Source organism: Campylobacter sp. LR291e, from assembly GCF_008633915.1.
Classification (GTDB): domain Bacteria; phylum Campylobacterota; class Campylobacteria; order Campylobacterales; family Campylobacteraceae; genus Campylobacter_D.
The window spans coordinates 187,616-199,220 of sequence record NZ_VJNV01000015.1 but is presented as its reverse complement, the minus strand read 5'-3'; the positions used below and the strand labels follow the sequence as shown (position 1 = coordinate 199,220).

The following is an 11,605-nucleotide window of genomic DNA, read 5'->3' as shown; positions in this document are numbered from 1 at the left end:
CATTGTGCCTATTGCACCTAGTTCATCTTGTGCCCTTATTTTAATCATTGATAAATTAATTTTTTCATGATTTAAAAAGCGGAAAAAATCACTTAATGATTTTACTAAGATTGGTAATCTACTTCCTACTATCTTATTTGTAAGAAAATACACTAAACAAACTATTATTATTAAAGATATTATAACCACGATTATAATTATATTTTGTAAATGTGTTAAAGAAGAAACAATTTCACTTTGTACCGAGGTGCTAAATAAATACCAAATATCTAAATTAGATATCTTAATCGGTGCTATTATGGCAAAAGAATCATCGTTAGGGTATGCAATTGTACGAAAATTCTTAATAAATAAGGCATCTTTTTTAGCCTTTCCTTGCTTAATATCTGTAATTATGCTACTTGATTGTGTGGTATTGTTTACCCCATCATATGCTTTTCCTAGATAATTATCATTTTTGTGGGCTATTATATTTCCTGTTGAACTAAGAATGGTGCGAACATCTCTTGGATAAAGGTTTTTTGTGGTATCTGCCATTAAATCAGACCAAGCTTTTAAATCAAACACTATACCTACAACGCCTATAACTTGGTGATTTTTATCAAATAATGGATAGGCTATATTAAGACCAAAAAAATCATAATTTTCTATTTTTATTTTGTTAGGTTCTCCAACTACGGCTTGTTTTGTATTAAAAACATTCTTAATCACAGGTGAATTTAATAAATAATCATTAGCATCAACTCTCTTAACATATCCCTTTTTTTTAGGGTCTTCATCAAATAAAGCAAGAATCAATTCCCTATCTTTTGTAAAATAAGCAGAATCTGCATCACTAGATATATTCTTAGAATCTTTTAAATAAACATAAGCATAATCTAAAAAATCACTAGAATCAAGGTGACTTTCCAAAGAAGTATAAAGTTCATCAAAACTTAATGAATTCATAGAAGCATTTAAATGATTGGCCTCAGCATTAATTAAAGCTAACATTTCTTGCAAATTTCCTTCTATAAAATTTGTATAAGCTAAGACATTTTCACGCATTAGCACCTCGTTTTGCTTAATAACAGTCTTTGTTACTTGAGATAGTATAAAATAACTTAAAATGCTTATTACTACTATAACAATTAAAACTACAGATAATGAAATTTTGGTTGAGATTTTTAAATGACTAAATCGTCCCATTTATATTCCTTTATTTAATTTGAAAATATTTAAAAAAGGTAATTATACAAAAAAAAAAAAAATACTACTTAATTTAAAAAGAAAATTTATTTTAAAAAGTATAAAAAATAAGCATTAATAAAAAATTATATGATAAAATAAGCTAAAAATACTTATAAATTTGTTTTGAAAAAACTTACATTTTTTTAAATTTTGTCCTTAAAAAATTTAGGACTTCATTTTGATTTAATTTTATGCTATTAAATTTTTTATTAAAGGTCCTTTGCCTTTTTGCAAGTTGAGCTGTGTGAGTATTTATTAAATTTTCACACTCATTTAAGGAAATTTCATTTTTTAAATAAGCCTTGCATTCCTTTAAACCTATGGAATTTAAGGATTTTAAATTCTCATCATAATTTTTAAATAAAAAACTAGCCTCTTCAATTAAACCCTCATTAAACATAGTCTTTGTCCTTTGCATAATGTTATTTAACAAAAGTTCTTTTTCAATGCAAAGTTCATAAATTTCAAGTTCTTTTATAATGCCTTTTTGCTTAGTTTGCCTTAAAAAAACGCTTGGAATTTGATTTGTTTTTTCATAAATTCCAAGCCATTTTTTAAGGCGATAAGTATCGTTTTTTTCTATCTTATAAGCTGGATCAATTTCCTTTAAAAGTGCGTAAATTTCATCATTGCTTAAATTTGTATTGCTTTCTTTAATATCCTTGCTAAGTCCTTCAAGCATTATCTTTAAATAAAAACTAGTCCCCCCAACTATAATCAACGCCCTATTATTTTTTTTAGCAAAATTTTTTGCCCTTAAATATTCTTGCATAAATAAACTTACATTAAAATGCTCATTTACATTTAATAAATTTATACCAAAGTAAGAAAGTTCGCTTAAAATTTTACTATCTGGCTTAGCCGAGGCTATATTTATTTGCTTATAAACACAAAGGCTATCAAGGCTTAAAATAACAGCGTTAAACTCATAAGCTAAAGCATTTGCTAAAGCCGTTTTTCCACTAGCTGTTGGGGCAATTAAGGCAATTTCAAAAAACATAAACTTTCCTAAAAAAATTTATAATTTTAAATGATAGCAAAAAAATTATATCTTTGCCCCTTGTTTTTATTTTAAGGCAATTTCAAAAAACATAAATGCAATTTTCCTAAAAATTTATAATTTTTTAGTAAAATAATAGCAAAAAAAATTTAAGGCAAGAAATTGAATTTATATTGGTCAAAATTTAAAGATATACTAGAATTAATCGTTTTTAAGCATTCTATCTTTGCCTTGCCCTTTTTGTTTTCTGCTATGATTGTAGCTTCTAAAATAGCAAATGATAGTGCTTGGTTTGGCTTTCAAGCTTTAATTTTAAGCATTATTTGTGCAGTAAGTGCTAGAAATTTTGCTATGGCTTGTAACCGAATTTTGGATGAAGATATAGACAAAAACAATCCTCGCTGTAAGGATAGACCAAATATAAGTGGCAAAATAGGCAAAACAAGCGTTATAAGCTTTATAATAATAAATGCCTTTATATTTGTGATAAGTGCTTTTTTTATCAATGATTTAGCCTTTAAATTAAGCTTTTTCGTGCTATTAATACTTGCACTTTATTCAACCTTTAAAAGATTTAGCGTTTTAGCACACTTAGTTTTAGGGCTTTGCCTTGGCATTGCACCTATAGCAGCTAGTGTTATAGTACTTAATGAAATTCATATTTTTAGCGTTATTTTATGCCTTGGCGTAAGCTTTTGGACAGCTGGTTTTGACTTGCTTTATTCCTTGCAAGATATGGAATATGATAAAAAAGTAGGACTTTACTCAGTACCTGCTAAATTTGGAGAACAAGCCACACTTTTTATATCGGCCTTTTGTCACTTTTTAGCCGTTCTTTTTTGGCTTTTATTTGTATGGATAAGTCCCTTAAATTATATCTCATTTTTTGGCGTTTGTCTTTGTGCTATAATTTTATTTTTTGAACACAAAATAGTTCATAAAAATTTTAGCCATATTGATAGGGCATTTTTTACACTAAATGGTTATTTAAGTGTGGTATTTTTTATCTTTGTTTGGGTTGATTTATTATGGAATTAAATTTTTTTAAAGCTGGTTTAAAAGTAAGTTATGAAAACTGCGATATAAACGATAATCACTTCTTGCAAGAATATCTAAATTTCGGGCAAACTCATCAGTTTTCAAAATGGAAACAAAAAGCAGCTAAGTTAAATTTAGAAGAAAGTGAAAAATTTTTATTTGAATTTATGCTAAGCATAAAAGAAGATATAGCAAAGCTTGAAAGAAAATTAAATAAAAACGAAGGGCTTTTGCCCTTATCAAAAGAAGGCGTTGTGGATGCCTTAAATTTTGAGTATTTACAATTTTTAGATAAAAACTTAGAAAAAGATAAACAATATTATGCTAGATTTGAGTTAAATTCAAATAAAATTTGTATATTTTTTGAGGCAAAAAATGAAAGCTTGGCAAAGATTATAAAGATAAAGCCAGAAGATATAGCACTTTATAATGCATTTGTTGTAGATATTCAAAGAGATATGATTAAAAACCGAAAGGAAAATAATGAGTGATGATATCCTTTATCTTGTTTTTGTGATTATTTTATTAATTGCAATGCTTGCTTATATGTATATAAAAGACAAAGAAAGTGCTGAAAAAATTACTAAATTACAAAATGCTATTGAAGATATTACTAAAGAACTTCATTATTTTAAAAAAGAATCAGATGATGAAGAAGAAAGTGTAAAACAAAGTATTGATAATGACTTTGTTAAAAATGAGCTTAAAAATATGCTAGAACAAGAATTAGGCAATAAAATTTTGCCTATATTAAAAAGCATTAGGGCTATGGAAACTATAATAGAAGAATTTCAAAATGAACAAAAAAATCGCCTATTAAGCCTAGAACAAAAGGCACAAAGCATTACTAAACTCACTCCAAATTATGATGTAGAAGAACAAAAAGTAATCGCCCTTTTTAAAGAGGGAAAAAGTATAGAACAAATAGCTAAGGATTTAAGAATAGGCATTGGAAATGTGGAACTTGTTTTGAAATTTAAACAACTCATAAAGTAGCTAAATGTTAATTGATAGTTTTGGGAGAAAGATTGAGTATTTACGCATTTCTGTAACGCAAAAATGCAATTTTCGTTGCCTTTATTGTATGCCTAAAATTCCCTTTGATTACGAGCCAAAAGAAGATTTATTAAGCTTTGAAGAACTTTTTATTTTTATAAAACTTTGCATAGACAAGGGCATTGTTAAAATTCGCTTAACAGGTGGCGAACCCTTACTTAGAAAGAATTTACATATCTTAATAAAAATGATACATGATTATAAAAACGATATAGACTTAGCCCTTACTAGCAATGGTTATTTGTTGTGTGATTATGCTAAAAACCTAAAAGAAGCAGGACTTAAACGCATTAATATCTCCCTTGATACGCTAAATTCAAAAAAGGCTCAATTTTTAGCACAAAAAGATGTTTTAGCAAGCGTTTTAGCAGGTATACAAAGTGCTATAAATGTTGACTTAAAAGTAAAATTAAATGTGGTTGCTTTAAAAAATTTTAATGATGATGAGTTAATAGCTTTGCTTGAATTTGCAAAAGATAAAAATCTTGGAATTCGCTTTATAGAATTTATGGAAAATACTCACGCTTATGGGCAATTAAAGGGCTTAAACAAAGATGAGATTATAAATATCATAGAAAAAAAATATCCTATAATGGATTATAAAAAAGATGACTTAGCCCCTGTTACAATGTATAAAATTAAGGATTATGAATTTGGCATAATAGACCCTCATAGTGATGCCTTTTGTCAAACTTGCAATAGATTAAGACTTAGTGCACAAGGATTTTTAATACCTTGCTTATACCATGATGAAGCATTAAATATAAAAGATGCCTTGCGTTTAAATGATATAAAAGAAGTAGAAAAAATTTTAGAACAAGTAGTAGCAAATAAGCCTGAAAAAAATCGTTGGGGTAGTGAAGAACAGATAATTTCTAACCGCGCTTTTTATGAAACTGGCGGTTAAATTTGTATATAGTAGAAAGCTTTTTAAGTATTCAAGGCGAGGGAAAATTTGCTGGAAATTTAGCTATTTTCATTCGCTTTGCAGGTTGTAATTTTAACTGCCTTGGCTTTAATGTTAGAAAAAAGATTAATAATAAAATTTTAAGAGGTTGTGACACTTTACAAGCTGTTTATACAAAGGAATTTAAAAAAACTTATCAAAAATTTAACGCACAAAGTCTTTTTCAAAGGGTATTAACGCTAAAACAAAAATTTAATCCTATCATTGTAATAACAGGGGGTGAGCCCTTAATTCATCATAAAAAGACTGAATTTATTGATTTTATAAGGCTTTTGTTGCAAAATAATTTTGAGGTGCATTTTGAAAGTAATGGTTCTATTTTTATTGATTTTGAAAAATTTCCACTTTATAAAGAATGTATCTTTGCTTTAAGCATTAAGTTAAGCAATAGCAAAGTTTTAAAAGAAAAAAGATTAAATTACAAAGCCATAAGGGCCATAAAAGAAAATGCAAAAATAAGCTTTTATAAATTTGTATTAGATAAAAAAATGATAAAAGAAAAAAGAGCAAAAAAAGAGATTAATGAAATTTTAAGCAATGTTAAAAACGAGGTGTTTTGTATGGGTCTTGGTGAAAATAAAAAAGAAATTCAAAAAAATGCCTTGAAAGTTGCAAAATTTTGCATAAAAAATGGTTATAATTACACGGATAGAATTCATATTAGACTTTGGAGCGATAAAAGTGGCGTATAGGGGATTAGAGTGATTATTTGCAAAATGTTTGAATTTGAAAACGCTCATATTGTAAGAAATTGTTCTTCTAAACGTTGCAAAAGCAGTATTCACGGGCACTCTTATAAGGTTGAACTTTTTTTAGAGAGTAAATTTTTAGATAATGCTGGTATGGTGTATGATTTTGGACTTTTAAAAAAAGAAGTTAGACAAATAATAGATAGTTTTGACCACGCTATAACCCTTTTTAAAGATGATGATAAGGCTTATTTAGACGATATGAAAAAATATTCTAAAAGGTGGATTAGCCTGCCTGTGAATGTTAGCGCTGAAAATTTTTGTCGCGTTTTTTTTATTTTAATTGATGCCTTGCTTAATAAAACAAAGATGCAAAATGGAGAAAAAGGCGTGACTTTGAAAAGCGTTATCGTTAGAGAAACTAGGACAAGTTATGCACAAGGCTTTAAAGATGATGCTTATAGTGAAATTTTAACGCCTATAAAACTTAAAGATATAGAATTTTCACAAGGCATTAAAGATGAATGGGATGATAAAAATTTTTTTGAAAAATTGCAAGGTGATTATGTTTTTATCAATGAAAAAGAGCTTTAAATGAAAAAAATACTTTTAATTTTTATATTATTGTTTTTATCTTGTAGCGATACAAAAAAGGCACAAGTTAATGCCCAAGGCGTTAAAGAAGAACCAGTTGCTATAGAACAAACCGATGAAACAACGCAAATTAGCGATTCAAATTTACCTCTGCCAGTTGAAGATAGTAATAATATAAACAATGATATAAGTCCAAATGAAAGTATTGTTTCTTCTTTTTACATGCAAAAATGTGCCTCTTGCCATGGTAAAAGGGCTGAGTTAAAATATGAAAATGCAAGGATTTTAAATAGCTTAGATGAAGAACTTTTAACACAAAGGCTTAGCACTTTGCAAAATGATAAGGACCATAATTTAAATTCTAAACAAATTAGCCCTATAGTAAATTTTATAAAAAAGAAAAATAATGAATGAAAGTTACGCTTTTTTCATAGCCTTACACATTTATACGCTTTATGCAAGTAGCTTTTTAATGCTTTTTTATCTTTTTTTAACCCAAACTAAACTTGCATCTGAGTTTATGTATATTAGAAGGATTCGCCTTTTTTTACCTGCTTATTATCTATTTTTAGCCCTTATTTTATTTACTGGCTTGCTACTTTGGTCTGTAAAAAAATTTGAGTTAAATTTTAATATTTTGTTAATGCTTGTTATTTATTTTCTTGTATTTATCTTAGCCTTACTGCATTATAAAAGCTTTAAAAAGGCTAGAAAAAAAAGATATTATGGAATGTTTCGCTTTTTTAGCGTTATTGTTTTAATACTAGAAATAATCTTACTTTTTACTCCTTATTTACTTACTAAATATGCAGTTTTATTATAATGAAAAAAGTGGGACACAAAACCTACTTGCTAGTAAGGAAAATTTGCTACATTTTAAAACTAGACACGTTAAAAATGGCGAAATTTTAGCATTTAGAAATTTAAAAGATGATTTTTTATATGAATATGAACTTTCAAATTTAAGTAAATATGATTGTTCTTTAAGCTTAAAAAATAAAATTTTAAAAACAAGCTCTAAGAACAACATAACCCTAGCCCTTGGGGTAATTGATGATAAAATTTTAGAAAAAACTCTGCCCTTTTTAAATGAGCTTAATCTTTATAAATTAATCTTAGTTTATACGCATTTTTCACAAAGAAATTTTAAGATTGATTTTGCAAGGGTCAAACGCATTTTAATTAATTCTTGCCAGCAATGTGGCAGGTCAAATTTAATGCAGTTAGAGAGCTTTGAAAATATTGAAAAATTTATTAATGCTTATAAAAATATAGTTTTAGTTGATTTTAATGGAGAAAAAAAAGAATTTACACAAGATGAAATTTATTTTATAGGAGCTGAGGGTGGCTTTAACGATGATGAAAGAAGATTATTTACAAAAAAAATTTCTTTAACTTCGCCAAATATTTTAAAAAGCCAAACAGCTATCATTAGCATAGCAGCAAAGCTTTTAATATAAAAATTCAACTAATTTTTATATATTTTTCATTATAATCACGGCTTAACTTTATTTAAGGAAAAAATAATGAAAAAAGAAATTCACCCAGAATATGTAGAATGCAAAGTAAGTTGTGCATGTGGAAATAGCTTTGTTACAAAGTCAAATAAAAGCGAGATTAGAGTTGATATTTGTTCAAATTGTCACCCTTTTTTTACAGGTTCTGAAAAAATAGTTGATGCAGCAGGTCGTGTTGAAAAATTTAAGAAAAAATATGCAATGCAATAATTATGCTTTATTTTATTCCTACTCCTATAGGAAATTTAAGTGATATTTCTTTAAGAAGCTTAGAAATTTTAAGGACTTGTGAATTTATATTTTGCGAAGATACTAGAGTTTGCAAGTCCTTAATAACTTTATTAAATTCAAAATTTAATGCAAATATAAATATAAAAACCTTTAAATCCCTACATTCTCACAACGAAGAAGAAGTTTTATCAAAAATTGATACAGTGCTTTTTGAAAAAGATATAGCCTATTTAAGCGATGCAGGAATGCCAGGCATTAGCGACCCTGGTAATAAATTAATCAAATTTGCACAAATTAATAATATAAAATACGAAGTACTACCCGGTGCAAACGCAGCCTTAAGTGCCCTTGTAAGTTCTGGCTTTTGCGAAAAGGAATTTATATTTTTAGGCTTTTTAAGTAGCAAAGAAAATAAAAGACAAAAAGAACTTCAAAATATATTAAATTATCCCTTTGTAAGCATTGTTTATGAAGCTTGTAAACGCATTTTAGATTTAATAGAAGATATAGCAAAAATAGAACCTCAAAGAGAACTTTTTGCCATAAAAGAAATATCAAAGAAATTTGAAAATAAATTCAAAGAAAAGGCCATAAATTTAGTCCAAATTTTAAAAAATGAAAATTTAAATGGGGAATGGGTTGTGATTATTGATAAAAAAAATGGTGGAGAATTTAATAAAAATTTACTTTGTGAAAATGATATTTTATCCCTTGATATAGCGATAAAAACGAAGGCTAAACTCTTATCAAAACTAAATGGGGAAAATTCAAAAAAACTTTATAAAATGCTTTTAAGTCAAAATTAGGTACAATCATGCGATGTTAGTTTATGGGAAACAAGTATTTTTTTACATTTTAAATAACCATAAGCATTTAGTAAATGAACTTTTTTTAGCAAAAGAATGCGATAAAAAGACCTTTGCGCAGATTGTTAATTTTGGTTTTAAGATTAATAAACTTGATTTTAAAACAGCTCAAAGCTATGCAAGGGGGGGTAATCATCAAGGCTTTTTACTTGATATAAAAGATTACGAATTTACACATTTTAATGAGATTAAAAAAAGTGAATTTTTGGTTATGCTTTGTGGGATTAGCGATGTAGGAAATATAGGTGCTATAGCTAGAACTGCCTATGCTTTAGGCGTTGATGGGCTTGTGGTTGTTGGTGAAAAACTGACAATGCAAGGAATCGTGCGAACTAGTAGTGGGGCGGCTTTGGGTTTAAATATAGCTTTGATTAAAGACGCACTTAGTGCGTTAAACGAACTAAAACAACTAAATTTTCATATTTATGCAAGTGATATTAATGGACAAGATATCCATAAAATGCACTTTGGACATAAAAAGAAAGTTTTAATTTTAGGGAGTGAGGGCTTTGGACTTAGCCATAAAATAATAAAACAATGCGATGAATGCGTAGGCATTAAAATGAGTCATAATTTTGATAGTTTAAATGTCAGTGCAGCCTTTGCAATACTATGTGATAGGATACGAGATGCTTGATTACAAGAAACTGCAAGAAATGGATTTAAAAGAAGTTGCGAATAAAACGCAGATTGAGTTTGCCTTTTTAAAGGCTGTTGTAAATCACGATTTTGAATTAGCACATCGCTTTAATGTTTATGGTTTTGTTAAAATTTTAAGTAAAGAATACGACCTTGATTTTACTAATTTTTTAGAACAATACGACAAGTATTTAGAAGATAATAATCTAAAACAAGAAACTCAAATAAAGCCAAATAAAACAGTGGCCCCAAGGCTTGATTCTTATTCTCAAAAATCCTCAAATTTATTTCCCGTAATTATATTTTTAATAGTTATAGTCCTTGCTGGTGGTGGGTATTATTATTTTGATGAAATTAAGGCATTTTTCACAAGTAAAAATAATGTAGCTAGTAATATGGTGTCAAATATCATAGACCAAGCAAAGACAAATTTAAAAAATTTAAGCACTACTAATGAAAAAGATGAGCTTAAAGAAGCTAAGGCCGAAAAGAAAAAAGAAGATGTTGTTGTAGTAAATATACAAGAAGCAAATGTTAGCACAGAAGAAACAAATAGTACTCAAATAGATACCTTGCCAACTCAAAATACACAAACTCCTACACAAGCAACTGAGAATACAAATAATACAAGTGTTACTGAAACAACTCAAATTTCTAGCAAACAAAGTAGTGAAAGTACTGAAAATAGCGTAAATGAAGGGGTAGTTCTTTTTAAACCAAAGACTAAAATTTGGATAGGTACAATTGACCTTAAAACATATAGGAAAACAAATTTGGTTAAAGAAGAAGATTTTGAACTCCCACTTAATAAAGACCAACTCATATTAACAGGGGCCTCAGCACTTGATATCATAGATAATAGTGGCAATACTCAAAGCTTTCCAGCAGGTGCGTCAAAAAGATTTTTAATAAGAGATGGCAATATATCATCTATAAGCTTGGGTGAGTTTTTAAGACTAAATAAGGGTAGAGAATGGTAAAAAAACTTTTTTTTATAAGTTTATTTACTACCTATCTTTTTGGTATTAATAGCCTTGAACTTGCTAATAATCTTGTAAATAATCCGGCTAAATATTCTCAAATAGAACTTTTATTTAAGAATCAAAGCCATAAAGATTCAAATGGAAATTTAAATATAGATACAATTTCAAGGATTTTAAAGTCAAATTCCTTATTAAATTTAACCCTATCAAATTCTCAAAGTTTAAAATTAAATTTCAAAGCTAGGGCTGATTCTGTTGTATTTTTTAAGATTATAAATGATGCCTTAAATGATGCAGGATATACTTATTTTATTACGACTGATTTAATAGTAAAAGATGACTTTATTGATTATACTATAAGGGTTGAAACAAAGTATGTCTTAGACCCTGGCACCTTTTATAATCTTTTAAAATCAAGTGCTGTTTTTATAGATAATATCAAAAAATTAGCTAGTAATCATTACGAATACGAACTAAATTTTTCAAATGCTATAATGAAAACAAACACAAGGCTTGATTTAAATGTCCCAAAAACACTAGAAAAGCCTTTTAAAGACTATACAATAAGCCTAATAAATGCAAGAAGTATTAATATAAAATCAAGCGATTCAGATAATTGGTATCCTAAAATTTTATTTTTAGATAGAAATTTAAATTTAATAAAAAGCATTAATAGCACGAGTAAAAAAAAGGTTTTAAATGAAGCAGTACCAAGTGCTGCAAGTTATGTAATAATAAGCGATATGTATACCTTAGACAATATAAAAAGAGGGCTTGAAGTTACGCTTAAATAAG

General features: G+C 27.7%; 16 protein-coding genes. 14 read left to right on the top strand and 2 right to left on the bottom strand.

What is annotated here, in order from left to right; all coding sequences use genetic code 11:
- Positions 1-1,188 (bottom strand): cache domain-containing protein (locus FMM58_RS03455; protein ID WP_150141754.1); only part of this gene is annotated, 1,188 nt, incomplete at its 3' end.
- Between the two features lie 175 nt (positions 1,189-1,363).
- Positions 1,364-2,230, bottom strand: a complete 867-nt coding sequence (miaA, locus tag FMM58_RS03450; protein ID WP_150151630.1) for a tRNA (adenosine(37)-N6)-dimethylallyltransferase MiaA — start codon at positions 2,228-2,230, stop codon at positions 1,364-1,366.
- Between the two features lie 162 nt (positions 2,231-2,392).
- Between miaA and mqnP the strand changes: the two genes are divergently transcribed.
- The 14 genes from mqnP (at position 2,393) to FMM58_RS03380 (ending at position 11,604) form a co-directional block, all read left to right on the top strand.
- Positions 2,393-3,268, top strand: coding sequence for a menaquinone biosynthesis prenyltransferase MqnP (gene mqnP, locus FMM58_RS03445; RefSeq protein WP_150151627.1), 876 nt, complete (start codon positions 2,393-2,395; stop codon positions 3,266-3,268).
- On the top strand, positions 3,259-3,759 hold the full coding sequence (locus FMM58_RS03440; protein ID WP_150139818.1) for a hypothetical protein: 501 nt from the start codon (positions 3,259-3,261) through the stop codon (positions 3,757-3,759). The genes mqnP and FMM58_RS03440 overlap by 10 nt, the downstream gene beginning before the upstream one ends.
- Complete coding sequence (locus tag FMM58_RS03435; protein WP_150139820.1) at positions 3,752-4,264, top strand: DUF6115 domain-containing protein; 513 nt, start codon at positions 3,752-3,754, stop codon at positions 4,262-4,264. Before FMM58_RS03440 ends, FMM58_RS03435 begins: the two co-directional genes overlap by 8 nt.
- 4 nt (positions 4,265-4,268) lie before the next feature.
- Complete coding sequence (gene moaA / locus FMM58_RS03430; RefSeq protein ID WP_150139822.1) at positions 4,269-5,231, top strand: GTP 3',8-cyclase MoaA; 963 nt, start codon at positions 4,269-4,271, stop codon at positions 5,229-5,231.
- Positions 5,232-5,233: 2 nt separating this feature from the next.
- Entirely contained in the window at positions 5,234-5,983 is a 750-nt protein-coding gene (locus tag FMM58_RS03425) for a 7-carboxy-7-deazaguanine synthase QueE (RefSeq protein ID WP_150139824.1), read from the top strand.
- Between the two features lie 9 nt (positions 5,984-5,992).
- Positions 5,993-6,574 (top strand): 6-pyruvoyl trahydropterin synthase family protein, encoded by a 582-nt coding sequence (locus tag FMM58_RS03420; protein WP_150139826.1) that lies wholly within the window; start codon positions 5,993-5,995, stop codon positions 6,572-6,574.
- Positions 6,575-6,988 carry a cytochrome c gene (locus tag FMM58_RS03415; protein ID WP_150139828.1) on the top strand — a complete coding sequence of 138 codons (414 nt, stop codon included), beginning with the start codon at positions 6,575-6,577 and terminating at the stop codon, positions 6,986-6,988.
- Positions 6,981-7,397, top strand: coding sequence for a hypothetical protein (locus tag FMM58_RS03410; protein WP_150139830.1), 417 nt, complete (start codon positions 6,981-6,983; stop codon positions 7,395-7,397). Before FMM58_RS03415 ends, FMM58_RS03410 begins: the two co-directional genes overlap by 8 nt.
- A complete protein-coding gene (locus tag FMM58_RS03405; RefSeq protein ID WP_150139832.1) occupies positions 7,381-8,034 on the top strand; it encodes a 16S rRNA (uracil(1498)-N(3))-methyltransferase in 654 nt (217 codons plus the stop codon). Before FMM58_RS03410 ends, FMM58_RS03405 begins: the two co-directional genes overlap by 17 nt.
- Before the next feature lie 66 nt (positions 8,035-8,100).
- On the top strand, positions 8,101-8,301 hold the full coding sequence (rpmE, locus tag FMM58_RS03400; protein WP_150139834.1) for a 50S ribosomal protein L31: 201 nt from the start codon (positions 8,101-8,103) through the stop codon (positions 8,299-8,301).
- A gap of 2 nt (positions 8,302-8,303) precedes the next feature.
- A complete protein-coding gene (gene rsmI / locus FMM58_RS03395; protein ID WP_150139835.1) occupies positions 8,304-9,128 on the top strand; it encodes a 16S rRNA (cytidine(1402)-2'-O)-methyltransferase in 825 nt (274 codons plus the stop codon).
- 13 nt (positions 9,129-9,141) lie between these two features.
- Complete coding sequence (gene rlmB / locus FMM58_RS03390; RefSeq protein ID WP_150139837.1) at positions 9,142-9,825, top strand: 23S rRNA (guanosine(2251)-2'-O)-methyltransferase RlmB; 684 nt, start codon at positions 9,142-9,144, stop codon at positions 9,823-9,825.
- Positions 9,818-10,807 (top strand): hypothetical protein, encoded by a 990-nt coding sequence (locus FMM58_RS03385; protein ID WP_150139838.1) that lies wholly within the window; start codon positions 9,818-9,820, stop codon positions 10,805-10,807. The genes rlmB and FMM58_RS03385 overlap by 8 nt, the downstream gene beginning before the upstream one ends.
- On the top strand, positions 10,801-11,604 hold the full coding sequence (locus tag FMM58_RS03380) for a hypothetical protein (RefSeq protein WP_150139840.1): 804 nt from the start codon (positions 10,801-10,803) through the stop codon (positions 11,602-11,604). The genes FMM58_RS03385 and FMM58_RS03380 overlap by 7 nt, the downstream gene beginning before the upstream one ends.
- Position 11,605: the final 1 nt, after the last annotated feature.